This window comes from Thermomonas sp. HDW16 (genome assembly GCF_011302915.1).
Classification (GTDB): Bacteria; Pseudomonadota; Gammaproteobacteria; order Xanthomonadales; family Xanthomonadaceae; genus Thermomonas.
Genome location: NZ_CP049872.1, coordinates 1,693,067 through 1,719,528, shown reverse-complemented (window position 1 = coordinate 1,719,528; position 26,462 = coordinate 1,693,067). Strand labels below are relative to the sequence as shown.

General features: G+C 64.9%; 26 protein-coding genes, 1 other RNA gene and 1 pseudogene. 19 read left to right on the top strand and 9 right to left on the bottom strand.

Features of this window, described 5'->3' with window-relative positions; genetic code table 11:
- Positions 1-12: 12 nt before the first annotated feature.
- From G7079_RS08020 to asnS, 5 genes are read right to left on the bottom strand one after another with little or no spacing between them, the layout of a single operon-like run.
- Positions 13-1,437: an aldehyde dehydrogenase gene (locus tag G7079_RS08020; RefSeq protein ID WP_166056808.1), complete on the bottom strand. Its 1,425-nt coding sequence runs from the start codon at positions 1,435-1,437 to the stop codon at positions 13-15.
- A 40-nt stretch (positions 1,438-1,477) separates the two neighbouring features.
- The gene (locus G7079_RS08015) at positions 1,478-2,263 is read right to left on the bottom strand and encodes an SDR family oxidoreductase (RefSeq protein ID WP_166056807.1); all 786 of its coding nucleotides are present in this window, start codon (positions 2,261-2,263) and stop codon (positions 1,478-1,480) included.
- On the bottom strand, positions 2,260-2,580 hold the full coding sequence (locus G7079_RS08010) for a hypothetical protein (protein ID WP_166056806.1): 321 nt from the start codon (positions 2,578-2,580) through the stop codon (positions 2,260-2,262). Before G7079_RS08010 ends, G7079_RS08015 begins: the two co-directional genes overlap by 4 nt.
- A complete protein-coding gene (locus tag G7079_RS08005) occupies positions 2,577-2,894 on the bottom strand; it encodes a hypothetical protein (RefSeq protein WP_166056805.1) in 318 nt (105 codons plus the stop codon). Before G7079_RS08005 ends, G7079_RS08010 begins: the two co-directional genes overlap by 4 nt.
- Before the next feature lie 2 nt (positions 2,895-2,896).
- The gene (gene asnS, locus G7079_RS08000; RefSeq protein WP_166056804.1) at positions 2,897-4,297 is read right to left on the bottom strand and encodes an asparagine--tRNA ligase; all 1,401 of its coding nucleotides are present in this window, start codon (positions 4,295-4,297) and stop codon (positions 2,897-2,899) included.
- Positions 4,298-4,360: 63 nt separating this feature from the next.
- Here asnS and G7079_RS07995 point away from each other — a divergent pair, with 63 nt between their 5' ends.
- The 10 genes and pseudogenes from G7079_RS07995 to G7079_RS07955 form a co-directional block, all read left to right on the top strand.
- Positions 4,361-4,702, top strand: coding sequence for an iron-sulfur cluster assembly accessory protein (locus G7079_RS07995; RefSeq protein ID WP_166056803.1), 342 nt, complete (start codon positions 4,361-4,363; stop codon positions 4,700-4,702).
- Positions 4,703-4,867: 165 nt separating this feature from the next.
- Positions 4,868-5,293, top strand: a complete 426-nt coding sequence (rpsF, locus tag G7079_RS07990) for a 30S ribosomal protein S6 (RefSeq protein ID WP_166056802.1) — start codon at positions 4,868-4,870, stop codon at positions 5,291-5,293.
- A gap of 11 nt (positions 5,294-5,304) precedes the next feature.
- Positions 5,305-5,535, top strand: a complete 231-nt coding sequence (gene rpsR, locus G7079_RS07985; protein ID WP_139714952.1) for a 30S ribosomal protein S18 — start codon at positions 5,305-5,307, stop codon at positions 5,533-5,535.
- Between the two features lie 198 nt (positions 5,536-5,733).
- Entirely contained in the window at positions 5,734-6,189 is a 456-nt protein-coding gene (gene rplI / locus G7079_RS07980) for a 50S ribosomal protein L9 (protein WP_166056801.1), read from the top strand.
- Positions 6,190-6,522: 333 nt separating this feature from the next.
- Entirely contained in the window at positions 6,523-7,920 is a 1,398-nt protein-coding gene (locus tag G7079_RS07975; protein WP_166056800.1) for a replicative DNA helicase, read from the top strand.
- A gap of 44 nt (positions 7,921-7,964) precedes the next feature.
- Positions 7,965-8,921 (top strand): cation diffusion facilitator family transporter, encoded by a 957-nt coding sequence (locus G7079_RS07970; protein ID WP_166056799.1) that lies wholly within the window; start codon positions 7,965-7,967, stop codon positions 8,919-8,921.
- Between the two features lie 48 nt (positions 8,922-8,969).
- The gene (gene alr / locus G7079_RS07965) at positions 8,970-9,869 is read left to right on the top strand and encodes an alanine racemase (protein ID WP_206203191.1); all 900 of its coding nucleotides are present in this window, start codon (positions 8,970-8,972) and stop codon (positions 9,867-9,869) included.
- Positions 9,800-10,096 carry an alanine racemase C-terminal domain-containing protein gene (locus G7079_RS13355; RefSeq protein WP_206203190.1) on the top strand — a complete coding sequence of 99 codons (297 nt, stop codon included), beginning with the start codon at positions 9,800-9,802 and terminating at the stop codon, positions 10,094-10,096. Before alr ends, G7079_RS13355 begins: the two co-directional genes overlap by 70 nt.
- A gap of 81 nt (positions 10,097-10,177) precedes the next feature.
- A complete protein-coding gene (locus G7079_RS07960) occupies positions 10,178-11,662 on the top strand; it encodes a wax ester/triacylglycerol synthase family O-acyltransferase (protein ID WP_240906146.1) in 1,485 nt (494 codons plus the stop codon).
- A 203-nt stretch (positions 11,663-11,865) separates the two neighbouring features.
- Positions 11,866-12,438, top strand: a pseudogene (locus tag G7079_RS07955) (OmpA family protein); the annotation flags it as partial.
- 52 nt (positions 12,439-12,490) lie between these two features.
- Here G7079_RS07955 and ssrA read toward each other — a convergent pair.
- Positions 12,491-12,845, bottom strand: a transfer-messenger RNA (tmRNA) gene (ssrA, locus tag G7079_RS07950).
- Between the two features lie 108 nt (positions 12,846-12,953).
- Here ssrA and G7079_RS07945 point away from each other — a divergent pair.
- A complete protein-coding gene (locus tag G7079_RS07945) occupies positions 12,954-15,185 on the top strand; it encodes a CHASE domain-containing protein (RefSeq protein WP_166056796.1) in 2,232 nt (743 codons plus the stop codon).
- 142 nt (positions 15,186-15,327) lie between these two features.
- Here G7079_RS07945 and smpB read toward each other — a convergent pair whose 3' ends face one another.
- Positions 15,328-15,819, bottom strand: a complete 492-nt coding sequence (gene smpB, locus G7079_RS07940) for an SsrA-binding protein SmpB (protein ID WP_166056795.1) — start codon at positions 15,817-15,819, stop codon at positions 15,328-15,330.
- A 66-nt stretch (positions 15,820-15,885) separates the two neighbouring features.
- Here smpB and G7079_RS07935 point away from each other — a divergent pair, with 66 nt between their 5' ends.
- Positions 15,886-16,323, top strand: coding sequence for a type II toxin-antitoxin system RatA family toxin (locus G7079_RS07935; RefSeq protein ID WP_166056794.1), 438 nt, complete (start codon positions 15,886-15,888; stop codon positions 16,321-16,323).
- On the top strand, positions 16,323-16,592 hold the full coding sequence (locus tag G7079_RS07930; protein ID WP_166056793.1) for an RnfH family protein: 270 nt from the start codon (positions 16,323-16,325) through the stop codon (positions 16,590-16,592). The genes G7079_RS07935 and G7079_RS07930 overlap by 1 nt, the downstream gene beginning before the upstream one ends.
- Here G7079_RS07930 and bamE read toward each other — a convergent pair.
- A complete protein-coding gene (gene bamE / locus G7079_RS07925; protein ID WP_166056792.1) occupies positions 16,589-16,984 on the bottom strand; it encodes an outer membrane protein assembly factor BamE in 396 nt (131 codons plus the stop codon). The genes G7079_RS07930 and bamE overlap by 4 nt on opposite strands.
- 115 nt (positions 16,985-17,099) lie before the next feature.
- On the opposite strand from bamE, the gene fur reads away from it, so the two are divergent.
- Positions 17,100-17,501 carry a ferric iron uptake transcriptional regulator gene (gene fur, locus G7079_RS07920; RefSeq protein ID WP_166056791.1) on the top strand — a complete coding sequence of 134 codons (402 nt, stop codon included), beginning with the start codon at positions 17,100-17,102 and terminating at the stop codon, positions 17,499-17,501.
- On the opposite strand, the gene recN is transcribed toward fur, so the two are convergent.
- Positions 17,498-19,171, bottom strand: a complete 1,674-nt coding sequence (recN, locus tag G7079_RS07915) for a DNA repair protein RecN (RefSeq protein ID WP_166056790.1) — start codon at positions 19,169-19,171, stop codon at positions 17,498-17,500. The two genes, fur and recN, sit on opposite strands and share 4 nt — an antisense overlap.
- Positions 19,172-19,275: 104 nt before the next feature.
- Here recN and hrcA point away from each other — a divergent pair, with 104 nt between their 5' ends.
- The 5 genes from hrcA to G7079_RS07890 all read left to right on the top strand — a co-directional run bounded on the left by hrcA (position 19,276) and on the right by G7079_RS07890 (position 26,426).
- A complete protein-coding gene (gene hrcA / locus G7079_RS07910) occupies positions 19,276-20,322 on the top strand; it encodes a heat-inducible transcriptional repressor HrcA (RefSeq protein WP_166056789.1) in 1,047 nt (348 codons plus the stop codon).
- Between the two features lie 67 nt (positions 20,323-20,389).
- Positions 20,390-20,893, top strand: coding sequence for a nucleotide exchange factor GrpE (gene grpE, locus G7079_RS07905; protein WP_166056788.1), 504 nt, complete (start codon positions 20,390-20,392; stop codon positions 20,891-20,893).
- 102 nt (positions 20,894-20,995) lie between these two features.
- Complete coding sequence (dnaK, locus tag G7079_RS07900; RefSeq protein WP_166056787.1) at positions 20,996-22,930, top strand: molecular chaperone DnaK; 1,935 nt, start codon at positions 20,996-20,998, stop codon at positions 22,928-22,930.
- Between the two features lie 74 nt (positions 22,931-23,004).
- Positions 23,005-24,132, top strand: a complete 1,128-nt coding sequence (gene dnaJ / locus G7079_RS07895) for a molecular chaperone DnaJ (protein ID WP_166056786.1) — start codon at positions 23,005-23,007, stop codon at positions 24,130-24,132.
- Positions 24,133-24,233: 101 nt separating this feature from the next.
- Entirely contained in the window at positions 24,234-26,426 is a 2,193-nt protein-coding gene (locus tag G7079_RS07890) for a DUF1631 family protein (protein ID WP_166056785.1), read from the top strand.
- The last annotated feature ends 36 nt before the right edge of the window (positions 26,427-26,462 follow it).

Sequence of the window (26,462 nt, the reverse complement as noted above, 5' to 3'; positions counted from 1 at the left end):
CGTGCATCCGTATCAGAGGGCGATGCCGACGTTGCGCGGCTCGGTGAAGAAGCGCATCGCCTCCATGCCGCCTTCGCGGCCGAGACCAGATGCACCACTGCCGCCGAACGGCGTGCGCAAGTCGCGCATCAGCCAGGTGTTGATCCAGACCATGCCCACTCGCAGGCTTGCAGCCAGGCGGTGGGCGCGGGACAGATCGTTGGTGAAGATCGAGGCGGTCAGGCCGTAGTCGCTGGCGTTGGCGAGCAGCAGGGCATCATCGTCACCATCGAAGGCTTGCAATGTGACCACCGGGCCGAAAATTTCTTCGCGGTTGGTCGCGCATTGCGGGCCAAGGCCATCAATCACGGTGGGCGCGATGAACCAGCCGGAACGATCCAATGCCTGGCCGCCACACAACACGCGGCCACCTTCGGCGCGGGCGCGTTCGATGCAGGCCAGTACTTTGTCGTACTGCGCTTGCGAGACCAATGGGCCGATCTGCGCGCCGTCCTGCAACGGATCGCCGATGTGTAGCGCCTGCACGCGCTCGACAAACGCATCGCGGAACTCAGCGTAAATGCTGCGCTCGACCAGCAGGCGCGAGCCGCACAGGCAGATCTGCCCGCTGTTCTGGAAGGCGCTGCGCACCAGCATGTCCAGCTGTTTGCGCCAATCGCTATCCGCAAAGACCAGCGTGGCGTTCTTGCCACCGAGTTCCAGTGAGGTCTTCTTCAGCATCGGCCCAGTGATGCCGGCGATGCGGCGGCCCACCGTGCTGCTGCCGGTGAAGCTGACCGCCTTGGTAGCCGGGTGTTGCACGATGGCTTCGCCCACCTTCGGGCCAAGACCATTGACGACATTCAATACACCGGCCGGGAAACCGATCTCTGCTGCCAACGCAGCCAGCATCGTCGCCGTGCGCGGGGTGACTTCGGACGGCTTGGCGACCACGGTGTTACCCGCGGCGAGTGCTGGCGCGATCTTCCAGGTGAACAGGTACAGCGGCAGGTTCCATGGGCTGATACAGCCGACAACGCCCAACGGCAGGCGCAGGGTATAGTTCAGGCCGGCTTCGCCATGGTGCGATTCGCTGGCGAACTGGGTAGCCGCATGCGCGAAGAAGCGCAGGTTGCTGATCGCACGCGGGATTTCGATGTCGCGCGCCAGTGCGAGCGGTTTGCCGGCATCGATGGCCTCGGCACGGGCGAATTCGTCGATGCGCGTTTCCAGCGCATCCGCCAGTCGTTCCATCCAGCGTGCGCGGCCGCTGTTCGGCAGCGAGGACCATCCTGGGAACGCGGCCTGCGCCGCAGCGACGGCGTTATCGACATCGCGTGCATCGCCATCGGCAACCTGCGAAGCCACCGCGCGCGTGGCGGGGTCGAACACGTCCAGCCATTGCCCGTTGGCGGGCATCGCCGGCTTGCCATCGATCCAGTGCGGGTCGCGTTGCATCCGCCTAGTTTAGAGCGAAAGCTCCGGAACACCGATTACTTCAGATCGATTGCATGCGGCCGCCATCGACCGCCAGCGATTGGCCGTTGACGTAGGCCGCGGCGTCCGTGCACAGGAAGGCGATGACGCCGCCGATCTCGCCGGCCTCGGCGAAACGGCCTGCCGGCACGCTGGACAGCATGGTGCTGGCGATCTCGCTCTGCGACTTGCCGCTCGCCTTGCTGCGATCGGCCAGGATCTGGTCCAGCCGCTGGGTACGGGTGTAACCGGGCAGCACGTTGTTGACCGTAATGCCGTCGCTGCCGAGTTCGCGCGACAGCGTCTTGGCCCAGCTCGCCACCGCGCCACGGATCGTGTTGGACACGCCCAGGTTCGGGATCGGTTCGTACACCGAGGTCGAGATCACGTTGACGATGCGGCCCCAGTGCGCGGCGCGCATGCCCGGCAGCACCGCCTGCAGCAAGGTGTGGTTGGCGATCAGGTGCTTGTTGAAGGCATCGAGATAAGCCTCGATACCAGCCGTATGCGCGGCACCACCAGGCGGGCCGCCGGTGTTGTTGATCAGGATATGTACCGGCTTTGTCGCTACCAGTGCGGCCACGGCAGCGTTAAGCGCCTGCGCCTGCGATACGTCGGCGACGAGGTAGCCATGGCGCTGCGTGTCGTTTGTCGGCAACGCGGCGACCGCTTCGCGCAACGCATCTTCACGGCGCGCGAGCAGGGTGACGTCGGCACCGAGTTGCGCCAATTCGATGGCAACGGCGCGGCCGATGCCTTCCGAGCCACCGCAGACCAGCGCGTGCTTGCCAGCGAGATCGAGTTTCATCGGGCGCGCCTGCCGAGCTGCTGCATCATCAGTCCGCGCAAGGCGTCGTCGTGCGGCGCCTTTGGCGGCACAACTTCGGCCAGCGAGAATCCGCGCTCCAGCGCATCATCCTCGTCCAGGCCGTCGAATTCGACGAACTCGGCATCCATCAAGGTCGCGCGTGCGGTGTCGACGCTGTCGTAGGACAGAGTATTACCGTCGCTGTCAAAGACCTCGGCGGTGCCGGCTTCGCGTTCGCGCAGGCGGGCCCAGACGATGGTGCGGCCGAGCGTGGCCAGCCACCAGCTTTCGTTGCTTGAGTTGCTTGCGTTGCTCATGACAATGCCTGTCCGATGATCCACAACACGCCACCCATCGCGATGCCGCCGAGGATCACCAGCAGCGAAACGCGCGACGGCGTGGCCAAGCCAGAAAGATTGCGATCCGGCGTGGCGCGGTAATCGCCATGCAGCAGCCACCACAGCGCACGCGGCTTGAGGAACGCGCCTTCGCCGAGTTGCGCGGTGATCTGAGGGTGGCGGTCGCGGATGTGTACCAGCGCCAGCGGCCAGAAGATCACGAATGCGGTTGCACCGGCGATCGCGGTGGCGAAGGCGGTCAGTGCGAGGAACAAGATGAAGTCGGCATCCATCGTCAGAATTCCGCGCTGCCCGGCGCGCGCGGATAGGCGATGGCGTCGCGGATATTGGCCAGCCCGCAGACGTACACCACCAGTCGCTCGAAGCCCAGGCCGAAGCCGGCGTGCGGCACGGTGCCGTAGCGACGGAAATCGCGGTACCAGCTGTAGTGTTCGGTATCCAGGCCGAACTGCGCCATGCGCGCGTCGAGGATGTCCAGGCGTTCCTCGCGCTGGCTGCCGCCGATGATCTCGCCGATGCCCGGCGCCAGCACGTCCATCGCGGCCACGGTCCTGCCGTCGTCGTTCAGGCGCATGTAGAAGGCCTTGATCTGCTCCGGGTAGTTCATGACCACCACCGGGCGACCCACGTGTTCCTCGGTCAGCCAGCGCTCGTGTTCGGTCTGCAGGTCCAGGCCCCATTCCACCGGGAATTCGAACTTCTTGCCGCTGGCTTGCAGCAGCTTGATCGCCTCGCTGTAGTCGATGCGTTCGAACGGCGCGTTGATGAAGCCTTCCAGGCGGGTGACCGCGTCCTTCTGCACGCGTTCGGCGATGAAGGCCATGTCGTCGCCGCGTTCGTCAAGCACGGCGCGGAACAGGTACTTCAGAAACGCCTCGGCCAGGTCGGCATCGTCATTCAGATCGGCGAACGCGATCTCCGGCTCGATCATCCAGAACTCGGCCAGGTGGCGGGTGGTGTTGCTGTTCTCGGCGCGGAAGGTTGGCCCGAAGGTGTAGACCTTGCTCAGCGCCAGGCAATAGGCCTCGACATTGAGCTGGCCGGACACGGTCAGGAAGGTTTCCTTGCCGAAGAAATCGCGGCTGAAATCCACCTGGCCATCCTTGCCGCGTGGCAGGTTGGCCATGTCCAGCGTCGACACGCGGAACATCTGGCCGGCGCCCTCGGCATCGGAGGTGGTGATGATCGGCGTGGAAATCCAGAAGAATTCGCGCTCATGGAAGAAGCGGTGTACCGCTTGCGCAAGGCAGTGGCGGATGCGGGTGACCGCACCGAACAGGTTGGTGCGCGGGCGCAGGTGGGCGAATTCGCGCAGGTATTCCAGCGAATGCTGCTTGGGCTGCATCGGGTAGGTGAGGGGGTCCTCGACCCAGCCGGTGACTTCGATGTTCGACGCCTGGAGTTCGAAACTCTGGCCTTGCCCCTGCGATTTCACCAGTGTGCCGGTGCAGATCACCGCGCAGCTGGTGGTGAGGTGCTTCACCTCGGACTCGTAGTTGGGCAGGGTGTCCGGCGCCACCACCTGGATCGGCGCGAAGCAGGAACCGTCGCTGACGTTGACGAAGCTCAGGCCGGCCTTGGAATCGCGGCGAGTGCGCACCCAGCCCTTCACGGTCACTTGTCCGCCCTCGGGCGCGTGCCCGGCCAGCACCTGGGCCACCGACATCGTCGTCATCTTGAAATCCTGCGTTGCAGCATCGAAATAGAAGGGGAAGTTTACCGGAGCTACAATCCCCGAATGGCCATCACCCTCACCGATTCCGCCCGCAGCCGTATCCAGACCTATCTGGATGCCGACGAAACCGCCCTGGGCCTGCGCTTCGGCGTGTCCCGCACCGGCTGTTCCGGTTGGGGCTACAAGATAGACATGGCTCGCGGCATGAGCCCGGCAGACACCGTGTTCGATGCCGACGGCATCGGCATCTACGTGGATGCCGACAGCCTGGCGCTGGTGGATGGCACCCAGATCGACTTCATCAAGCAGGGCCTGAACGAGCAGTTCGTGTTCCGCAACCCGAACGTGGCCGGCGAGTGCGGCTGCGGCGAGAGCTTCACCACGGACGCCGACAAGGCCGCCTGATCCGCCGGGGCGCCGGATTTGCGCCCAAGTCATTGATCCTCCATACTATCGGGCTCCCGTTCGCGGGAGTTCTTGCTCGAACGCGCCCGACCGCATCGCGGAACAGGTGGCCGAGGGCTATCCCATGCCGGCGTCCAGCCGGTTGATATCCACAAGGAAACAACAATGCGTCATTACGAAATCGTGTTCCTGGTCCATCCGGACCAGAGCGAGCAGGTGCCCGCCATGATCGAGCGCTACAAGAGCTCGATCGAAGCCGGCAACGGCACCATCCACCGCCTGGAAGACTGGGGCCGCCGCCAGCTGGCGTACCCGATCCAGAACCTGGTGAAGGCCCACTACGTGCTGATGAACGTGGAAGCCGAGCAGGCTGTCCTCGACGAACTGGTCGATGGCTTCCGCTTCAACGACGCCGTGCTGCGCCACCTGGTGATGCGCCGCGACGACGCGGTGACCGAACAGTCCCTGATCATGAAGAACAAGGACGAGAAGGCCGACAAGCCGGAGCGTGGCGACCGCCGCCGCCGTGACGACGAGAGCGACAGTGCGGTTGGCACTGGCGACACCGAATCCGCCGCCGAAGCCGCCTAAGGAGCACCCACATGTCCAAGTTCTTCCGTCGCCGCAAGTTCTGCAAGTTCACCGCCGAAGGCGTGACCGAGATCGACTACAAGGATCTCAACACCCTGCGCCAGTACCTGACCGAGACCGGCAAGATCGTGCCGAGCCGCATCACCGGCACCAAGTCGAAGTACCAGCGCCAGCTGCAGTCGGCCGTCAAGCGCGCGCGCTTCCTGGCCCTGATCCCATACACCGACAACCACAACGTCTGACGCTTCGCCTGCTCGGCGTGGCGTTGTCGCTGGTCGGTCGCGCGCATCCTCATTGACAGACGTCAACTGCGGTGCGCGCGCCCTCCCGCTCCTAGCCACACCTTCGCAGGCTGTGCGTCAACCTGATCGAACCATCCGTCCAATTCGGACAGCAACCGTTGCGGCGTTTCGCGTCGCTAACGAATACGGAGCAATACCATGCAACTGATCCTCCTGCAGAAAGTCGTGAACCTCGGCAACCTTGGCGACAAGGTCAGCGTGAAGCCGGGCTACGGCCGCAACTTCCTGGTCCCGCAGGGCAAGGCCGTGCCGGCCACCGCCGCCAACCTGGCCGAGTTCGAAGCCAAGCGCGCCGATTACGAAGCCAAGGCTCAGGCCTCGCTGGACGGCGCCAATGCGCGTCAGGCCAAGCTGGCCGATGCCAGTGTGACCATCAGCGCCAACGCCTCAACCGAAGGCAAGCTGTACGGCTCGGTGGGCCCGCGCGAAATCGCCGAGGCCATCACCAAGCAGCTCGGCGTTGAAGTCGGCAAGTCGGAAGTGGTGATGGGCGAAGGCCCGCTGCGCCATACCGGCGAGCACGAAGTCATCGTGCACCTGCACGCCGACGTCGAATCCACCGTCAAGGTGGTCGTGGTGCCGGACGCCGCGTAAGCGCGTTCTGTCCCGCAGTACCGAACGGGCGCCGCATGGCGCCCGTTTTGTTTACGATGCATTGCGAAGCGTCGAGCAGGCTTGCCCGGGTCGAGCGCAGGGACAATCGGCGACATGGATGTCGCCGATTAGCCTACATGGACGTACTTGCGGCGTGTCCCAAGGCGATCCGGGCAAGCCTGCTCGGCGCGCGTCGCAGCCCGTGAGATGCCCACCGGTTATCCACAGCGTTATCTGCAACGCTTGCCGGCGGACACGACTACGATGGATGCCCACGCACAAGAACAACAACCGGCCCGCCACGACGGGCCGTACAGGGGATTCGCCGTTCCGATGACCGCACGACCGCAGCAGCGTCGCGACCAGTACGACGCCAAGATCGAACAGTTGCGGGTGCCACCGCAGTCCGTGGATGCAGAACAAGCCGTGCTCGGCGGCCTGATGCTGGATCCGAATGCCTTCGACCGCATCGCCGACCAACTCAACGATGCCGATTTCTACCGTCGCGACCACCAGCTGATCTACCGCGCGATCCGCGAATTGGCGGAGAAGAACCGGCCATTCGATGCGGTGACCCTGGGCGAATGGTTCGATTCGCAGGGGCTGGGCGAACAGGTAGCCGGCGGCGCCTACTTGGTCGAGCTGGCCAGCACCACGCCATCTGCCGCCAACATCAAGGCCTATGCCGAGATCGTCCGCGACAAGGCGGTGCTGCGGCAGTTGATCGATGTCGGCACCGGCATCGTCAACGACGGCTTCCAGCCAGAGGGGCGCGATTCCGCCGAACTGCTGGCCAAGGCCGAACAGGAAGTGTTCGCCATCGCCGAAGCCGGCGCACGCGGCAAGCAGGACTTCACCCCGGTGCGCAAGGCGCTGATCGAGGCCTTCGACGTGCTGCAGACCCGCAACGCCAACGGCGGCGGCGTCACCGGCCTGCCCAGCGGCTACAACGAATTCGACGAGATGACCGCCGGCCTACAGCCCACCGACCTGGTGGTGCTGGCCGCGCGCCCGGCGATGGGCAAGACCACCTTCGCGCTGAACATCGCCGAATACGCCGCGCTGAAGTCGAAGAAGGCGGTGGCGGTGTTCTCGATGGAAATGTCGGCCAGCCAGCTCGCCCTGCGCATGATTTCCTCGGTCGGCCGGGTCAACGCCACCCGCCTGCGCACAGGTCAACTGGAGGACGAGGACTGGAGCCGCGTCTCCAGCGCGATCCAGCTGATGCGCGATGTGAAAGTGTTCATCGATGACACTCCGGCGCTGTCGCCGGACATCCTGCGCGCGAAGTCGCGCCGGCTGAAGCGCGAGCACGACCTCGGCCTGATCGTGATCGACTACCTGCAGCTGATGGCGGTACCCGGCAACAACGAGAACCGCGCGACCGAGATCTCGGAGATCTCGCGTTCGCTGAAGGCATTGGCGAAGGAACTGAATGTGCCGGTGATCGCGCTCTCGCAGCTCAACCGCTCGCTGGAACAGCGCGCCGACAAGCGCCCGGTGATGGCCGACCTGCGCGAATCCGGCGCGATCGAGCAGGACGCGGACATGATCGTGTTCATCTACCGCGACGATTACTACAACAAGGAAAATTCACCGGACAAGGGCCTGGCCGAAATCATCATCGGCAAGCAGCGTAACGGCCCGACCGGCAGCTTCAAGCTGAAGTTCTTCGGCGAGTACACCCGCTTCGACAACTTGGCGCACGATTCGGTGGGCAGTTTCGAGTAGCCTCCAGCTTCAGGTCCGGGCCAGCCACGCAGGGGGGCACCTCCATGGCGGGAAACAACAAGGCCATTCTTGCGGCACTGGCGGGCAACGCAGCGATCGCGGCCACCAAGTTCGTCGCTGCCGCGATTACCGGCAGCGCGTCGATGGCCAGCGAAGGCGTGCATTCGCTGGTGGACACGATCAACCAGGTGTTGTTGCTGTACGGCAAGCGCCGCGCCGCGCGGCGTCCGGACAAGCTGCACCCGTTCGGCTACGGGCGGGAACTGTATTTCTGGACCTTCGTGGTCGCGATCATGGTGTTCGCCTTGGGCGCGCTGGTGTCGATCTACCAGGGCGTCACCCATATCCTCGCGCCGGAGCACGTGCAGAAGCCGCTGGTGAATTACGTGGTGCTGGGGTTCTCGCTGCTGTTCGAGGGGTTGTCGTGGCGGATCGGCTTCCGCCAGTTCCACGCCAGCCTGCGCCCGGGCCAGCGTCCGTGGCAGGCGTTGTGGACCAACAAGGACCTGAGCCTGCTGGCGGTGCTGATCGAGGACTCCGCTGCGATCATCGGCCTTGTCATCGCCACCATCGGTTTGGCGCTCTCGCAGTGGCTGGACATGCCCGAACTGGATGGCGTGGCCTCGCTGCTGATCGGCCTGTTGCTGGCGTTCGCCGCCTATGCGCTGGGGTCGCGTTCGCGCGACCTGCTGGTCGGTGAGGCTGCGGATCCGCAACTGGTGGATGAACTGCTCGCCGTTGCAGCGGAAGATCCCGCCATCGTCCACGCCAATGGCGTACTCACCACCTACCTGGGACCGGAGCAAATGTCGGTCGCACTCAGCGCCGAATTCCGCGACGACCTGTCCACCCCGGACATCGAGCAGGCGATCGAGCGGATGGAAGATCGCTTGCGCGAACGTTACCCGGCAGTGCTGGTCATCTTCGTCAAGCCACAGACGCCCGAAACGTGGGCGCGCCGCATCCGCGACCGCATGGGCCGCCCCGACGCGATGGCGTGAGGTAACACGCGGGTAGGCAGCGCGCCATCGGCATGCTCGAATACACGGATGAGCGATCCCGTCAGCCATCGGCCTTCCCGCATCCGCGTCGACCTGGATGCGCTATCGCACAACCTGCAGGCGATCCGCGCGCAGGTGCGCGTGCCGGTAATGGGCATCGTCAAGGCCAATGCCTATGGCCACGGGCTGGTGCAGGTGGCCCGACATCTTGAAGCGGAGGGTGTCGACCAACTCGGCGTGGCCTTCGTGGAAGAGGGCATCGCCCTGCGCAAGGCCGGCATCAGCAAGCCGATCCTGGTGTTGGGCGGCATCTTCGGCCCGCAGGTCGCGCAGTTCATCGTGCATGACCTTGAAATCACCGTGTCCTCGCTGGACAAGCTGCGCCAGGTCGAGGCCGCGGCCGAATCGCTGGGTCGCAAAGCCATCATCCATCTCAAGATCGACACCGGGATGGAGCGGATCGGCGTGCACAGTTATTCGTGCGGCCCGTTCATCGAAGCAGCCGCGGCATCGGACTGGTGCGTGCTCAAGGGCATCTACTCGCACCTAGCCTGCGCGGACGATCCTGCATCGTCGATGACGCTGCAGCAACTCGCGCGTTTCGAGGAAGCTTGCGCGCACTTCGAGCGCATCGGTGCGCCGATGCCGTTACGCCACTTGGCCAATTCCGGCGGCGTGCTGCATTTCCCTCAGACCTGGCTAGACATGGTGCGACCAGGCATTGTCCTGTACGGCGTGTTGCCGGATCCGGCATCGGAACCGACCATCAACCTGCGGCCGGCGTTGTCGCTGGTCTCGCAAGTCGTGTACTTCAAGGTCGTGCTGGCAGGCAACACGGTCAGCTATGGCGCCACCTGGACGGCCCCCGCGACACCCGCGTGGTCACCATCCCGATCGGCTATGGCGACGGCTTCCCGCGCGCATTGTCCTCACGCGGGCAGGTATTGATTCGCGGGCAACGGCGGCCGCTGGTCGGGCGCGTGTGCATGGATCAGTTCATGGTCGACCTGGGCCCGGCCGGCAGCGCCTACAACGAGGACGAGGTCGTGCTGGTCGGCCGCCAGGGCGACGAAGCCATTCGTACCGAAGACCTGGCCCAGCTGGCCGGCACCATCCCCTACGAAATCCTGACGGGCCTCAACGAACGCATTCCGCGCGAATACATGGGCGGCTGAGTCCCGCGTTGACCGTACGCGGCCGCACGTGATTCACTCGCCTGAATCCCGGGAGGTCAGATGGCTACGTCGAAACCGCGCTTGAAGCGTTCCGCCGAAAGTCAGGGCAAGCGGCGCCTGAAGCGCGAACCGATGTCGCGGGTGGACACCGCGTGGCTGCGGATGGAACGCCCGACCAACCCGATGATGATCACCGGCGTGTTGATGTTCGCCGAGCCGATGTCGCTTGCGCAGCTGAAGAAGGTGATCCAGCAACGCTTCCTGGCCTATTCGCGGTTCAAGCAGAAGCCGGTGGAAGGTGCGACCGGGGCGCAATGGGTGGAGGACGAACATTTCGACCTGGACTGGCATGTGCGCCTGTCCGGTTTGCCGGGCAAAGGCAGTCCCGCCGCGGAAAAGAAGGCGCTGGAGCGTTTCGCCAGCCAACTCGCCTCCAGTCCGCTGGATCCGACCAAGCCGCTATGGCAATTCCATCTGGTCGAACGCTACCAGGGTGGTTCTGCGCTGGTCGCACGCATCCACCATTGCTATGCCGACGGCATCGCGCTGGTGCAGGTGCTGTTGTCGCTGACCGATACCAACCGCGATTCGTCCAAAGCCAGCCGGCTCGACAAAGCCTGGTTGAAGCAGGACGGAGCATCCGTCGCGCGCCGGGTGGGTGCGATGGAGCGCTACATGAAGCTTGGCGGCAAGGCGTTCGAGCAGGGGATGGCGATGTACCGTGATCCCACGCTGGCCGGCTTGATCGCGAAGGAGGGCGGCGAGATCGCCCGCGAGCTGGTGACCGCGCTGGCATTGCCGGACGATCCGCCATCGCTGCTGCGCGGGCGGCTTGGCGTTAGCAAGCGCGTCGCCTGGGCCGAACCGCTCGATCTCGAGGAAGTGAAAGCCGTTGGCCGCGCCTGCGATTGCACGGTCAACGATGTGCTGATGGCCGCCGCGGCCGGCGCACTGCGCGGCTACATGCTAGAGCGCGGCGAAAACCTGGACGGCATGACCCTGCGCGCCACGGTGCCCGTCAACCTCCGTCCGCTGGAGCATGCCCGCAAGCTGGGCAACCATTTCGGCTTGGTGTTCCTGGAACTGCCGGTTGGCGAAGACAATCCGCTGCGTCGCCTGGAGCGCGTGGCCGACTGCATGAATCGCTTGAAAAATTCAAGGCAAGCCATTGTTGCATATGGCCTTTTGGCGGCACTCGGCATCGCACCACCACCGGTGCAGGAACTCGCCCTGGAGATGTTCAGCCGCAAGGCGAGCGCCGTGGCCACCAATGTCCCGGGCCCGCAGCAGCCGCTGTATATGGCCGGCTGCACCCTGCGCGACATGATGTTCTGGGTGCCGCAGACCGGTTCGATCGGACTGGGCCTGTCCATCCTCAGTTATCGCGGCCAGGTGCACTTCGGCATCATTTCCGATGCGCGCCTGATCCCGGATCCGGAAGGCGTGATCCGGCGCTTCGGCGCGGAGTTCGACAAGCTGCTCTATCTGGCGATGATGGGCAACTGGGATTCTCCGCTGGATGCGGCGGCCGCGGCGGCCTTGCTTGAAGACGCAACCGCGGCTTAACGAAGCTTCGCCCCGTTCACATTCGGGCCACATGCACACGCCTACCTTGTCGTCCGTCTTCAGGACTCGCCTGAACACATCCACGAACGAGGAGTCGTGCAATGAATTCCAGCCTCAAGCTTGCCGCGCTTGCCGCAACACTCGCCGCGTTCACCGCGGGCTGCGCCACCTACACCGGCCAGACCAATGATCCGAATGATCCGAACCGTACCAAGCGTGGCGCCCTGATCGGTGCCGCGATCGGTGCCGCAGCGGGTCTGTTGAGCGGTGACGATGCCGTCGAACGTCGCCAGCGCGCGATGGTCGGCGCCGGCATCGGCGCACTGGCCGGTGGCGGCATCGGCGCCTATCAGGACAAGCAGGAAGCCGAACTGCGCCGCGAAACCGCGGGCACCGGCATCGACGTCACCCGCGACGGCGACGTGATCAAACTCAACCTGCCTGACGGCGTGACCTTCGACTTCGCCAAGTACGACCTGAAGCCGCAGTTCTACCCGGCGTTGAACACCATCGCCAGCACGCTGAAGGACTACAACCAGACCATCGTCGAAGTCAGCGGCCATACCGACAGCGTCGGTTCCGACGCCGCCAACCAGACGTTGTCCGAGCGTCGCGCGAATGCCGTGGCCAGTTACCTGATCGGGCAGGGCGTGGTGCGCGAGCGCTTCGAGATCGTGGGCATGGGCGAGCGTTATCCGGTCGCCAGCAACGACACCGATTCGGGTCGCTCCCTGAATCGCCGCGTGGAGATCCGCCTGCTGCCGCTGCAGGGCTGATCTCCAACGGCGCCACAAAAAAACGGGCCGCCCTTGGGCGGCCCGTTTGCATTGGTGGAGGTGGCGGGAATCGAACCCGCGTCCGAAGGCACTCCATGCCCGGCACTACATGCTTAGCTCGTTGTTCGATCTCGGATGACGGCAACACAACGTGCGAGGCACACCGTCATCCACACCCGCTTTGGTTAAGCCGCTGGTTGGCGGGTCGCCGCCAGGGCCGGTTCCGTGATAATGACCCTACATCCACGAGCACGGGCACAAGTGGGTTCGGGGCTTACGCCTTAAGCGGCGAGAGCGTAGACGTCGTCGTTGGCGTCTGGGTTTTTGCAGCTGGATTAACGAGGAAAGCTACCCCCTCGGCATGCGCCAGACGATTTCGCGACCCCCGTCGAAGCCAGTGCACCCCCGGGAACGTCGATCTCACCGACCAAGCCAGTATAGGGGGCGACACAGCTTTCACAAGGCCGCAAGGCATGATTGGAAGCCGGGACTCAGGCAGCGGTTATCCTTCGACGATGACGCAAGAGCAGGACAGGGTCGCCCTGAATTCCATCGATAACCGCACGGCCCTGGCTGGCCTGCGCTGGCGCTTCGGTTATCCGTTCGCCGTGCTGGTGTTGCTGGTGTCGTTGGGACTGGTGTTCAGCGCATGGAGCAACGCGCGCAACCGCGAGTTGGAGCTGGCCGAATCGCAGTTCCACAGCACCGTCGGCAAACTGGCGTCGCTGGTGCAGCTGCGTCTGACCAGTTTCGAGATCACTCTGCGTGGCGGCGCATCGCTCTTTGCTGCGTTGAAATGGCCGTCGCCAGAACATTGGCGCAGCTATGCCGATGGCCTGGCGTTGCCCAGCCGGTTTCCATCGCTGACCGGGCTGGGATTCGCGGCCTACGCCGATCCGGCGAAGCTGGCCCGGCTGCAATTGCTGATCCGCGACAGCGGCAATGGCAGGCTCAGCGTGCATCCGCATGGCGTGCGTCCGCAGTACGGGCCGATCATCTACCTGGAACCGCACACGCACGAGAACCTGCTGGCGCTGGGCTACGACATGTATTCCGAGCCCGTGCGCCAGGCGGCGATGCGCGCGGCCATGGACAGCGGGCAGACCCGGATGAGCGGCATGGTGCATCTGGTACAGGATGGCGGACGCATGAGCCCGGGGCTGCTGCTGTACGCACCTGTGTACGACACCACGCTGCCGCCGGACAATCCGGTACAGCGGCGACGCGCGATGAAGGGCTGGGTGTACGCGCCGATCCATGTCGACGACATGCTGCGCGTGGCGGTCGCCCCCGCGAAAAGCAGCGAGCGCATGCGCGTGGTGGATGTCACCGATCCGGCGCAGGTCGTGCTCTACGAAGACCCGGATATCGGCAAGGTCAACACGTTCACCCACAGCCTGCCGTTGTCGTTCTACGGCCGCCGCTGGCGTTTCGATTTCTTTTCCGGGCCGGAACAGGCCGCGGCGCCGCAGCTTGCCACGGTCAACAAGCTGCTGGTGGCCGGTATCTGCGCCTCCCTGCTGTTGTTCGCGTTGGCATGGATGCTGGCCTCGACCGAAGCGCGCGCGCAGCGCATCGCGCTGGACATGACCGAATCGTTCCGACGCAGCGAACAACGCTTCCGCAATTCCATGCGCTATTCGGGGATCGGCAAGGCGCTACTGGATGAGCGAGGCAATGTCGTCGAAAGCAATCCATCGTTCGCCACCATCGTCGGCCGTGATGCGGACGAACTCATCGGGCAGCCATTCGCCGACCTGCTCGACAACACCAATGAGACCCCGTTGCGCACCGCCCAGATGAATGCCGTGCTCGATGAGCAGGATGGCGTGGTGCGCACCACGCGCACGCTGCACTGGCGGGACGGCGAACTGCGCCACGTGCAACTTGTTTTCGCCCCCATTCCGAGAGACCCGGGCACAGGCGTGGTGCGCCTGGTGCAGGTGGATGATGTTACCGAGAGGGTGCGTGCCGAGGCGGCGGTGCAAGCCCTCAACCGCACGCTTGAGGTGCGCGTCGCGGCGCGTACGCGCGAGTTGAGCGAAGCGAACCAGGAACTGGAATCGTTCGCTTACAGCGTCTCGCACGACCTGCGCGCGCCATTGCGGGCGATGGAAGGCTTCAGTCGCATCCTTGGCGAACGCCACGCCCAGGCACTCGACGAGACCGGCCGCGATTACCTGCTGCGCGTACGCAAGGCGACCGCACGCATGGCCGAACTGATCGACGCCCTGCTGAAGCTCTCGCGCATCGGCCGCAGTGGACTCGTCGTAACGGACATCGATTTCAGTGCGCTGGCCGAGGAGGTCGGTGCCGGCCTGGCCGACACGGAGCCGAACCGCAACGTCGGATTGCATGTGCAGCCAGGCATGCGCGCATGCGGTGACCGCACCTTGCTGATGACATTGCTCGACAACCTGATGGGCAATGCATGGAAATTCACCCGCAACGTAGCGGATCCGCAAGTTGAAGTCGGCATGGAAGCGGATGCGGACGGGCAACCCGTCTACTTCGTGCGCGACAACGGCGCCGGTTTCGACGCCACCTATGCCGACAAGCTGTTCCGTCCGTTCCAGCGCCTGCACAGCCAGGATCAGTTCCCCGGCCACGGCATCGGCCTGGCCTCGGTGAAGCGGATCATCGAACGCCACGGCGGCTGGATCCGGGCTAGTGGCGCAGCGGGGCAAGGTGCCGCCTTCCACTTCAAGCTGGGCGAACCGGTCGAACCCGCAACGACGACAGGCTGACTCCGCTGCGCAAGAGCCGCGCTTTCAGCCCCCGACTCGGGGGCGATTCGCGCCACAGGCGCGTATGGGGATGGCAACTTGATGTGGGGGGCATGGCTCGCATCAGCGAATCATGGGGAGCATTCCGGTGATGCTGGGATGCTCACGCGTCCTTGTTGTGCCGGCGCATCACGCGCTGCTTCTCGCGGTTCCAGTCGCGCTCCTTGCTCGCCTCGCGCTTGTCGTGGCTCTGCTTGCCACGTGCCAGCGCCAGCTCCATCTTCACCTTGTTGCCCTTCCAGTACAGCGCGGTCGGGATCAGGGTGAAGCCGTCGCGCTGCACGCGGCCGACCAGCACGTCGATCTCGCGCCGGTGCAGCAGCAGCTTGCGGGTGCGGCGGTCGTTGGCGACCACGTGGGTAGACGCCTGGATCAACGGAGTGATCTGCGAGCCCACCAGGAAGATCTCGCCTTCCAGCACCACCGCGTAGGCATCCACGATATTCGCGCGCCCGGCGCGGATCGCCTTCAGCTCCCAGCCTTGCAGGGCCAGGCCGGCCTCGAACCTGTCTTCGAAATGGTATTCGTGGCGGGCCCGCTTGTTCAGGGCGATGGTGCCGCCGTTTGGCTTATCCTTGCCGGCCTTCTTGTTCATCGTGCGCATTGTCGCCGAAAAGATGCATTCCGGGTCGGCAGCGACACGGACTGCCATGGAAACCCGATGCCAGAAATCGTCCGCAGTGCCCTGGTCGAACATTCCGTCGCGCGCATGTTCGCGCTGGTGAACGATATCGCCGCCTACCCACGCCGTTTCGACTGGTGCCGGGAAGCCGAGGTGCTGGAGCAGGGCGAGGATCGGGTGGTTGCACGACTGGATCTCGGCATCGGTGGTTTCCACACCTGGTTCACCACCGAGAACACGCTGTCGCCACCGCATCACATCGACATGATCCTGCGTGACGGCCCGTTCAAGCGCCTACTGGGCCACTGGCAATTCCATGCACTGGATGAATCCGCCTGCAAGGTGACCCTGAAACTCGACTTCGAACCGCAGAACCGCCTACTCGGGCCCGCGCTTGCCATGGGCATGCAGGGACTCGCCGACCGCATGGTGGACGATTTCGTGCGCGAAGCGGATCGGGCCGGGCGTCCCGCGTGATGCGGGTCGAATTGCTCCGCGCGTGGCCGCAGCGCCACGAGGAAACGGCCGTCGAACTGGCGACAGGCATGAACGTGGACGATGCGTTGCAGGCCGTCGGCTGGGGACTAGACGCGGAATTCGTCGGCTTGGCCGTCTTCGGACAAGCTGCGGCGCTGACGACCGCGCTGCACGATGGCGACCGCATCGAACTGTTGCGCAGCCTGCAACTGGATCCGAAGCAGGCGCGCCGGCTGCGTGCCGAACGCGCCAGGGGAAGCAAGCCTTAGCGGCGGCGGCCGCCCTTCTTGTCCTTGTCCTTCGCCAAGTTGCCGAACTTGGACATGGTCTTGGCCAGTTCAGAATCTTCCTCGGGGAAATATTCGCCTTCCCACCTGGATAATGCATCGCCCTGGAAATACAGAGTCATGTTCTTGACCACGGTGGGGCCACTGCGGCCGGTGCGGCGGGTGGCGACGTAATCCCAACGGTCATGATGGAACGGGTCGCGGATCGACGGCGTGCCCAGCAAGGTCATCACCTGACGCTTGTCCATGCCTTCCTGCAACTGATCCACCGCAGTCTTGTCCAGCAGGTTGCCCTGGTAGATCGGTTGCCGGTACAGCACGCCGCAGCCGCTGGCGAACAGGATCGCGAGGAGGAGAGGAAGCAGCTTGCGCATCGGCGGGAAAGGGCAGTGAACGAAGCGCCGATGATACACTGAAGCCCTCGCAGCACGGCACCGGCAGCCACCTCTCAGGCCTGCGTTCACGTGCCGTTCCATGCATGGAGCACCGATGGAATCGCAGGATCTACGCAAGGCAGGACTGAAGGTGACCCATCCGCGGATGCGGATCCTGGAGTTGCTGGAGCAGACCCGCCCGCGGCACATGACTGCCGAGGACATCTACAAGCACCTGTTGGGCGAGGGCGAGGAAATCGGCCTGGCCACCATCTACCGCGTGCTGACCCAATTCGAATCCGCCGGCTTGGTGCTCAAGCACAATTTCGAAGGCGGACATGCGGTGTACGAACTCGACCGCGGCGAGCATCACGACCACATGGTCGATGTCGACAGCGGCAAGGTGATCGAGTTCCACAGCGACGAGATCGAGGCCCTGCAACACAAGATCGCCGCCCAGCACGGGTACGTGATCGAGGACCACGCACTGGTGCTGTACGTCCGCAAGAAACGCTAGTGCTGCAGCAGCCGCTTCGCCGCGGCCTGCGCTTCCTTGGTCACTTCCGCACCGCCCAGCATCCGCGCGATCTCATCGATCCGCCCCTTCGCATCCAGCACCGCCACCGACGACTGGGTGATGCCGTCCTGCGCGGCCTTGCTGACGCGGTATTGCGCATGGCCGGCCGCAGCGACTTGCGGCTGGTGGGTCACGCACAGCACCTGGCGGGTATCGCCCAGCGCGCGCAGCTTGGCGCCGACTGCGGCTGCGACTGCGCCGCCGATGCCGGAATCGACTTCGTCGAACACCATCGTCGGCACCGCATCCAGGCCCAGGGTGACGACTTCGATCGCCAGCGAGATACGCGACAACTCGCCGCCGGACGCGACCTTTCGCAATGGCCGCGGCAACTGGCCGGCGTTCGCGGAGACCAGGAAATCCGCGCGTTCCGCGCCATTGGCATCCGGCGATTGCGGGTCGGCGATGGCGTCCAGCGCCACCTCGAAACGGCCACCGCCCATCCCGAGTTCGCCGATCAGGCTTTCGATGGCCTTCGCGAGCGCATCGCCGGCCTTGCGGCGCGACGCGGTGAGGCGCTTGGCGCCTGCTTGCCAGTCCGATTGCGCGCCGGCGATGTCGCGGTCCAGGCTTTGCAGCCGCACATCGGCATCGGCCAGCGATTCCAGTTCGGCCGCCAATACGTCGCGATGCGCGGCGAGCTTGTCCGGTGCGACGCGGTGCTTGCGCGCCAGGTCTTGCACGCGCACCAAGCGCTGTTCAATCTGCTGCAAGACATCAGGATCGAGGTCGAGGTCGTCGCGGATGCGCTCGAGCAGGACGAGTGCCTCATCCAGCTGGATCGCCGCGGAATCCAGCATCGCATCCACTTCGTTGAGGCGCGGCTCGTTGCCCGCTTCGCGCTGCAAGCCGGAACGCAGGTGTTGCAGCTGCGAGCCGAGGGCGTGGTCGCCGCCCAGCCGTTCCAACGCAGATTCGCAGGCGGCGATCAGCGATGCCGCATGCGCATGCCGGCGATGGCTGGCATCCAGTTCCGCCAAGGCCTCGGGCTCCAGCGTTTCCGCCTGCAGTTCGTCCAACTGGTGGGCCAGCCAGGCCTTGCGCTCGCCCACGTCGCCGCGCGCAAGCAATGCGTCGCGTTCGGCGCGCAGCGTGCGCCAGCGCAGCGCAGATTCGCGCACGGACGCCAGCAAATCCGGATGCCGCGCATAGGCATCCAAGAGAGACATCTGCGTCGTGCGCGACAGCAGCGCCTGTTGTTCGTGCTGGCCATGGATTTCCACCAGCAATGCGGCCAGATCGGCAAGCTGGCCCATCGTCGCCGCGCGGCCGTTGATCCAGGCGCGGGAGCCGCCATCGGCACGCAGGGTGCGGCGCAGCTGGCAGGCGTCGCCATCGTCCGGGCCTTCATCAAGCATTTCGGCCTCGCGCAGCCAATCCTGCGCAGCAGGGCTGTCGGCCAGTGCGAATTCGGCTTCCAGTTCAGCGCGTTCGGCGCCCTGCCTGACCGCGCCGGCGTCCGCGCGCGCGCCGCACAGGAAACCCAGCGCATCCACCAACAGCGACTTGCCGGCGCCGGTTTCGCCGGAAATGACAGTCAGGCCCGCGCCGAATGCCAGCTCGGCATGGGCGACCACGGCGAAATCGCGGATGGACAGGCGGTTCAGCATCGGCGCGCATTGTGCCTGTTCACCGCATCACTCCGGTAGCCGGCCGCGACGACCGACGGCATGCCGTGCTTGCGCGTGGCCGGGGCGGCGCTTACAACATCGGCATGGCACGCCCGGGCACCGACATCAGCAACGACCCACGCGCGCGGCAATTGCTGCGCACGCTGGTGTCGCGGCATATCCGCGACGGCGAGCCGGTGGGTTCGCAGACCCTGGCCCGGCATTCCGGGCTGGACGTCAGCCCGGCTACGATCCGCAACATCCTGTCCTCGATGGAGGACGCCGGCCTGCTGGCCGCGCCGCACAGCTCGGCCGGACGCATCCCGACCGCGCAAGGCTATCGCTTGTTCGTGGACGCGCTGCTGCAGGTCAAGCCCTTGCCGGAAGGCGAGCTGAGCCGCATGCGCAGCGAACTGCCGGCCGGCGCGGGCACGCAGGCGTTGCTGGGTAGTACATCGGAATTGCTGTCGGCGATGACCCATTTCGCCGGCATGGTCAGCGTGCCGGGGCGGGAGAGTTTCGCCTTCCGCCAGATCGAGTTCGTGGCACTGGAACCGCAAAAGGTGCTGGCGATCCTGGTGTTCGCCGATGGCGAGGTACAAAACCGCATGGTGCAGGTGCGCCGCGCCTTCGATCCCGCCGAGCTGGAGCAGGCGGCGAATTACCTCAACAGCCATTTCGCCGGGCAGCCGTTGGCGCATATCCGCGCCGCCTTGTTGCGCGACCTGCGCAATGCGCGCGGCGAGATGGAGCGGTTGCTGGCGGATTCGATGGACCTGGCCGAACAGGCCTTCGCGCCGGGCAGGGACGACATGCTGGTCGCGGGGCAAACCAAGCTGATGGGCCTGCAGGACATCAACGACCTGGAACGCCTGCGCGCCCTGTTCGAGGCCTTTGCGGAGAAACGCGAACTGCTGCAATTGCTGGAACGCACGGCGAAAGCGCCGGGCATGCGCGTATTCATTGGCGATGAAACCGGGCTGGCGCCGCTGGAAGGCATGTCGCTGGTGACCGCGCCTTACGGCAGCGGTGGGCGGATGCTGGGCGTGCTGGGCGTCATCGGGCCCAGCCGTATGGCCTACGAGCGGGTGATCCCGGTGGTGGAGGCCACCGCGGCGGTCTTGGGCGCGGCCCTGTCGCCGGACGCTTGAATCCTTAGGCAGGCGGCCCCATAGCCCTAGTTGGACGCGGCACGGTGCCGCAAAACAGCCCGCAACCATGACCCAAGACCCCATGCAGGAAGCAAACGAAGCGGCCACCGATACGCCGCAAATCGACGAAACCGAGGTGCTGCGCGCCGAACTCGAGCAGCTGAAGGCGCAATCGCTGATCGAGCGCGCCGATCTCGAGAACCAGCGCAAGCGCCTGGCGCGCGATGTCGAAATGGCCCGCAAATTCGCCAACGAGCGCCTGCTCGGCGACCTGCTGCCGCTGTTCGACAGCATGGAGGCGGGTCTTGCCAACGCCACCGCGGATGATCCGTTGCGGGCCGGGTTGGAGTTGACCCTGCGCCAGCTCCACATCATCGCCGGCAAGAACGGCCTGACCGAAGTCGCGCCCGCCGCTGGCGACGCGTTCGACCCGGAAAAGCACCAGGCGATGAGCATGATCGATGCCGAGGGCGTGCCGCCGGGCGCGGTCGCGCAGACCTTCCAGAAGGGCTACCTGCTCAACGAACGCCTGCTGCGGCCGGCGCTGGTCGTGGTCGCGAAACAAGACTGAACGAATCCTTCGCGCGGCCCTTGAAGCCGCCCGCGAAAACCCCACATCACGGTCATCGGCGCGTAGCGCCCCAGACATTCAAAGATTCCAGAGGGAACACACATGGCTAAGATCATCGGCATCGACCTCGGCACCACCAATTCCTGCGTCGCCATCATGGAAGGCGGCAAGGCCAAGGTCATCGAAAACAGCGAGGGCGACCGCACCACGCCGTCCATCGTCGCCTGGACCAAGGACGGCGAAGTGCTGGTCGGCGCGTCTGCCAAGCGCCAGGCCGTCACCAACCCCAAGAACACCTTCTACGCGGTGAAGCGCCTGATCGGCCGCAAGTTCACCGACGCCGAAGTGCAGAAGGACATCGGCCTGGTGCCGTATGCGATCACCTCGCACGACAATGGCGATGCCTGGGTCGCATTGACCGACGGCAAGAAGCTGGCGCCGCAGGAAGTCTCCGCCAAGGTGCTGGAGAAGATGAAGAAGACCGCCGAAGCCTACCTGGGCGAGCCGGTCACCGAAGCGGTCATCACCGTACCGGCCTACTTCAACGATTCGCAGCGCCAGGCGACCAAGGACGCGGGCAAGATCGCCGGCCTTGAAGTGAAGCGCATCATCAACGAGCCGACCGCGGCCGCGCTGGCCTATGGCCTGGACAAGGGCGACAGCAAGGATCGCAAGATCGCGGTGTACGACCTCGGCGGCGGCACCTTCGACGTCTCGATCATCGAAATCGCCAACATCGACGGCGAGAAGCAGTTCGAAGTGCTGGCCACCAATGGCGATACCTTCCTGGGCGGCGAAGACTTCGACAAGCGCGTCATTGATTACCTCGTCGACGAGTTCAACAAGGAGCAGGGCATCGACCTGCGCAAGGATCCGCTGGCGTTGCAGCGCCTGAAGGATGCGGCCGAGCGCGCCAAGATCGAGCTGTCTACCGCGATGAGCACCGAGGTCAACCTGCCGTACGTGACCGCGGACGCTTCTGGTCCGAAGCACCTCAACATCAAGCTGACCCGCGCCAAGCTGGAAGCCCTGGTCGATGACCTGGTCAAGAAGACGATCGAACCCTGCCGCATCGCGCTGAACGATGCCGGCCTGCGCGCCAGCGACATCAGCGACGTGATCCTGGTCGGCGGCCAGACCCGCATGCCGAAGGTGCAACAGGCGGTCACCGAGTTCTTCGGCAAGGAGCCGAAGAAGGACGTGAACCCGGATGAAGCCGTGGCGGTTGGCGCGGCGATCCAGGGCGGCGTGCTGCAGGGCGACGTCAAGGACGTGCTGCTGCTCGACGTGACCCCGCTGAGCTTGGGCATCGAGACCATGGGCGGCGTGTTCACCAAGATCATCGAGAAGAACACCACCATCCCGACCAAGGCCTCGCAGACCTTCAGTACCGCCGAGGACAACCAGACCGCGGTCACCGTGCATGTGCTGCAGGGCGAGCGCGAGCAGGCCCGTTACAACAAGTCGCTGGCCAAGTTCGACCTGACCGGCATCGAGCCGGCGCCGCGCGGCATGCCGCAGGTGGAAGTGAGCTTCGACATCGACGCCAACGGCATCCTCCACGTCAATGCCAAGGACAAGAAGACCGGCAAGGAACAGAAGGTCGAGATCAAGGCCGGTTCCGGCCTGTCGGATGACGAGATCCAGCGCATGGTGCAGGACGCCGAGGCCAACCGCGAGGAAGACAAGCGCTTCCACGAGCTGGTCACTGCGCGCAACCAGGCGGACGGCCTGATCCACGCCACCCGCACCGCGATCAAGGACAACGGCGACAAAGTGCCGGGCGACCTGATCGGTCGTGCCGAAGGTGCGATCGCCGAGCTGGAATCCGCGATCAAGGGCGACGACAAGGGCCAGATCGAGGCCAAGGCCAAGGCGCTGGAAGAGGCCGGCCAGGCGCTGTTCGCGGCTGTGGCCGCCGCTGGCCAGCAACAGGCGGGCGGCGACGCCGGTGCCGGCCCGGCCCCGGGCGGCAGCGACGACGTGGTCGATGCCGAGTTCACCGAGGTCAAGGACGACGACAACAACAAGGCCTGATCGCGGCAGCGATGCGGTCAACGCAACGGGCAGGCCAGTGGTCTGCCCGTTGCCATGAGGGATGTTGAGTACGAATGAGCAAGCGCGACTACTACGAAGTGCTGGGCGTGGCCCGCACTGCCACCGATGAAGACCTGAAGAAGGCCTATCGCCGCGCGGCGATGAAGCACCACCCGGACCGCAACCCCGGCGACAAGGCCGCTGAAGCCGCGTTCAAGGAGTGCAAAGAAGCCTATGAAGTGCTGAGCGACGGCGGCAAGCGCCGCTTGTACGACCAGCACGGCCATTCCGCGTTCGAGCACGGCATGGGCGGCGGCAACGCCGGCCCCGGCTTCCACGACGTGGGCGACATCTTCGGCGACATCTTCGGCAACATCTTCGGTGGCGGCGGCGGGCGCCAGGCCCCGCGCCGTGGCGCGGATGTCGGCTACGTGATGGAGCTCGACCTCGAGGACGCCGTCGCTGGCATCGAGAAACGCATCGAAATCCCGACATTGGCGGAATGCGAGCCCTGCAAGGGCAGCGGTTCTGCGGATGGCAAGATCGACACCTGCAGCACCTGCCATGGACGCGGCCAGGTGCGCATGCAGCGCGGTCCGTTCGCGATGCAGGCGGCATGCCCGCATTGCGGCGGCAGCGGCAAGACCATCGCCAATCCCTGCCAGGAATGCGATGGCGCCGGCCGCGTGGAAGAAGACAAGACCCTGTCGGTGAAGATTCCGGCCGGCGTCGACAACGGCGACCGCATCCGCTTGGCTGGCGAGGGCGAAGCCGGCCCGGCCGGCACGCCAGCGGGCGACCTGTATGTCGAAGTGCGGGTGCGCCCGCATGCGATCTTCGCCCGCGACGGCGACGACCTGCACTGCGAAGTGCCGATCCGCATCTCGCAGGCGGCGCTCGGCGACACCGTCCGCGTGCCCACCCTGGGCGGCGAGGTCGAACTGCGCATCCCCGCCGAAACCCAGAGCGGGAAGGTGTTCCGCCTGCGCGACCGCGGGGTGAAATCCGTGCGCAGCCGCCACCCGGGCGACCTGTATTGCAAGGTCGAGGTGGAAACCCCGGTCAACCTGACCGCCGAACAGCGCACGCTGCTGGAGCAGTTCGAATCCACCTTCGGCGGCGAAGACGCGCGCCGGCATTCGCCGAAGTCCGCGACCTTCCTGGACGGAGTGAAGGGATTCTGGGATCGAATGGTGTCGTAGGGCTGGCTTGCATACGTTTGCAGCCCGCCTTTGCGCGTCAAAACATGACGCATGTCAACAACCTGTGACAGAAAGTGACCTAGTGTGTAAGGTGCGGTCAATTGTGTTCAGGCACCTTGATGTCATCCGACTCCCCCATCGATCCCATTGGTCAACGTTGGCAAGACCCGACGTTGCTGCTTGATGCTTTGCAGAAAATTGCGCTCGAAAAGTTGAAGCCGGCCCTGGATGCCACACTCGGGCGAGTCGACGATTATCTGTTCCAGCGCAGCGAATCCGGCCAGGACGACTTCGGGCTGAATGCGCTGCGCGACCTGCGCCGTGCCCGCAGCCAGATCGGGCAGCGTTTCGAGCAAGGACTGATTGCTGGTTTCCGGGCCTTGCGCGATCCACGCAGTGCGGCATCGGATATCGCCGGCAACAGGCTGGCCCTGATCAGCGAGGATGCCCTCGAGGAGCAACTCGCGAATGAGCAGCTTGCCGACAGCCTGACCCGCATGCATGCACCCGGGCTGGAATTGCTCGGCAAGCGACTGGCATACCTGACTGGCCGCGAATCGCTGGATGGCCTCGACAATCCGTTGAATCCGGTCTATATCGCGAGCCTGCTGCGCCGGTCGCTGGAAGGTGTCGAACTCGACGCTGGCGTGCGCATCGTCGTGTTCAAGTTTTTTGAACGCGAACTGGCGACGGCGCTGAGCCAGAGCTATGAGCGCAGCAATACTCTGCTGGTATCCGCGGGGGTGCTGCCCCAACTACGCGCCACAGCCAGGGCAGAAGCACCGAAGCCGCCTGCGCATGTCGAACAAGGTGACGATGGCGCCGCACAAACGATGTCGCAGCCGCCGTCACCGGCCGACCAGGCAGTATTCGCAAATCTTCTGGGCCTCCTGCAGGGGTGGCGCTCCAGCCAGGGGGCCATTCTCGGGAATCAGGGCGGAACCGGACCAGCCCAAACCCTGAGTTCCAACGAACTGATGTCGATCCTGTCGCTGATGCAGCGCGACATGCCCACGCAATTCGAACCGACCAAACGCGATTCCCGGCAATCGCTGGCTGAACAACTGCGCAGCGAGGTACTGGGCGGTGCCCGCAAGCTTGGGGTCAAAAGCGACAACCTGCATCTGGATGGCCTCGACGAGGATGCGGTGGATCTGGTTGCGTTGCTGTTCGACGTGTTGCTCGATGGCCCGCAATACGATGCCGACATACGTCGCAAGATCGGCCGCATGCTGGTGCCCTACGTCAAAGTGGCGGTACAGGATCGACGCATGTTCCTGTTCAAGGAGCATCCGGCGCGCAAGCTGCTCAATACCGTTGCTGAAGCCTGTGAAGGCAACCATGGCGAGGCGCCGCAGGAACGGGAACTGCTGGGGCATGTGGATAGCACCATCGATCGACTGGTGAGCGAGTTCAACGAAGACGTCGCCATCTTCGAAACCCTGGAGCAGGAGTTGCGTTCCTACATGGCGCAACACCGCAAACGCTTCGAACTGGCGGAGAAGCGCGCGGCGGAAGCCCAGCGCGGGCGCGAGCGCCTGGAGCACGCGCGCAGTGCCACCAATGCACTACTGGCCCAGCATCGTGGCGAACGCGAGTTGCCAGCGGTGATGAATGAATTCCTCTCAGGCTATGCTTCCCACCACCTAATCCAGGTGATGCTGCGGGACGGACACGGTTCGCCACGCTATGAGGAAGCCGTGCAGGCAGTCGATGACCTGCTGTTGGCCTTCGATCATGCGGAACTGCGTACTCCGGCTGCGGAAATTCCCGCGCTGCCACGCAAGGGATTCGAGGCAATCCTGTCGAGCTCTGGCTGCCTCGGTGGAGCCGCCGACGCCGCTATCGATTCCTTGCAGGACGCGTTGGTGCGCATGGCGGGCGGTGAACGCGCGGCAGACAACACGACGCATCTGCCCGAACAGCAGGTCGCCCCCGAGCCAGTCGCATCGACCGAGCCGGAACCGCTGCTTGAAGTGGTAGCAGGCACGGACAGGCTGGATTTCGATCCTTCAGGGCTGGAGCGGATGCGCAAATTGCAGGTCGGCAGCTGGATCCAGCTGGCGACGTCGGCCGACAGGATCGAGCCCGCGAAAGTCTCCTGGGTCAGCCCGATCTCCGGGCGCCTGTTGCTGGTCAATCGCCGTGGCATCCGTGTGCTGGTGGCCTCCGCGGAGGAGCTGGCGGCAATGGCCAAACTGGGCAAGGTTTCGCTGCGCGACGGCGAAACGCCGTTCGAGGATGCGATGTACCAGGTTGCCGGGCGCCTTCAGCAAGCCGCGAACCAAGGCTGAGGCGCCGCCACGTCTTACACGTGCTGCTTGTCGACA

What these genes read in the sequence shown, in the direction of transcription:
- G7079_RS07945 (WP_166056796.1), top strand. Translation starts at nt 12,954, where the DNA reads ATGACGCAAGAGCAGGACAGGGTCGCCCTGAATTCCATCGATAACCGC.
- G7079_RS07935 (WP_166056794.1), top strand. Translation starts at nt 15,886, where the DNA reads ATGCCAGAAATCGTCCGCAGTGCCCTGGTCGAACATTCCGTCGCGCGC.
- bamE (WP_166056792.1), bottom strand. Translation starts at nt 16,984, where the DNA reads ATGCGCAAGCTGCTTCCTCTCCTCCTCGCGATCCTGTTCGCCAGCGGC.
- fur (WP_166056791.1), top strand. Translation starts at nt 17,100, where the DNA reads ATGGAATCGCAGGATCTACGCAAGGCAGGACTGAAGGTGACCCATCCG.
- hrcA (WP_166056789.1), top strand. Translation starts at nt 19,276, where the DNA reads ATGGCACGCCCGGGCACCGACATCAGCAACGACCCACGCGCGCGGCAA.
- dnaJ (WP_166056786.1), top strand. Translation starts at nt 23,005, where the DNA reads ATGAGCAAGCGCGACTACTACGAAGTGCTGGGCGTGGCCCGCACTGCC.
- grpE (WP_166056788.1), top strand. Translation starts at nt 20,390, where the DNA reads ATGACCCAAGACCCCATGCAGGAAGCAAACGAAGCGGCCACCGATACG.
- G7079_RS08005 (WP_166056805.1), bottom strand. Translation starts at nt 2,894, where the DNA reads ATGGATGCCGACTTCATCTTGTTCCTCGCACTGACCGCCTTCGCCACC.
- rpsF (WP_166056802.1), top strand. Translation starts at nt 4,868, where the DNA reads ATGCGTCATTACGAAATCGTGTTCCTGGTCCATCCGGACCAGAGCGAG.
- dnaK (WP_166056787.1), top strand. Translation starts at nt 20,996, where the DNA reads ATGGCTAAGATCATCGGCATCGACCTCGGCACCACCAATTCCTGCGTC.
- G7079_RS07930 (WP_166056793.1), top strand. Translation starts at nt 16,323, where the DNA reads ATGCGGGTCGAATTGCTCCGCGCGTGGCCGCAGCGCCACGAGGAAACG.
- alr (WP_206203191.1), top strand. Translation starts at nt 8,970, where the DNA reads ATGAGCGATCCCGTCAGCCATCGGCCTTCCCGCATCCGCGTCGACCTG.
- rpsR (WP_139714952.1), top strand. Translation starts at nt 5,305, where the DNA reads ATGTCCAAGTTCTTCCGTCGCCGCAAGTTCTGCAAGTTCACCGCCGAA.
- smpB (WP_166056795.1), bottom strand. Translation starts at nt 15,819, where the DNA reads ATGAACAAGAAGGCCGGCAAGGATAAGCCAAACGGCGGCACCATCGCC.
- G7079_RS08010 (WP_166056806.1), bottom strand. Translation starts at nt 2,580, where the DNA reads ATGAGCAACGCAAGCAACTCAAGCAACGAAAGCTGGTGGCTGGCCACG.
- G7079_RS07995 (WP_166056803.1), top strand. Translation starts at nt 4,361, where the DNA reads ATGGCCATCACCCTCACCGATTCCGCCCGCAGCCGTATCCAGACCTAT.
- G7079_RS07970 (WP_166056799.1), top strand. Translation starts at nt 7,965, where the DNA reads ATGGCGGGAAACAACAAGGCCATTCTTGCGGCACTGGCGGGCAACGCA.
- G7079_RS08015 (WP_166056807.1), bottom strand. Translation starts at nt 2,263, where the DNA reads ATGAAACTCGATCTCGCTGGCAAGCACGCGCTGGTCTGCGGTGGCTCG.
- G7079_RS07975 (WP_166056800.1), top strand. Translation starts at nt 6,523, where the DNA reads ATGACCGCACGACCGCAGCAGCGTCGCGACCAGTACGACGCCAAGATC.
- recN (WP_166056790.1), bottom strand. Translation starts at nt 19,171, where the DNA reads ATGCTGAACCGCCTGTCCATCCGCGATTTCGCCGTGGTCGCCCATGCC.
- asnS (WP_166056804.1), bottom strand. Translation starts at nt 4,297, where the DNA reads ATGACGACGATGTCGGTGGCCCAGGTGCTGGCCGGGCACGCGCCCGAG.
- G7079_RS08020 (WP_166056808.1), bottom strand. Translation starts at nt 1,437, where the DNA reads ATGCAACGCGACCCGCACTGGATCGATGGCAAGCCGGCGATGCCCGCC.
- rplI (WP_166056801.1), top strand. Translation starts at nt 5,734, where the DNA reads ATGCAACTGATCCTCCTGCAGAAAGTCGTGAACCTCGGCAACCTTGGC.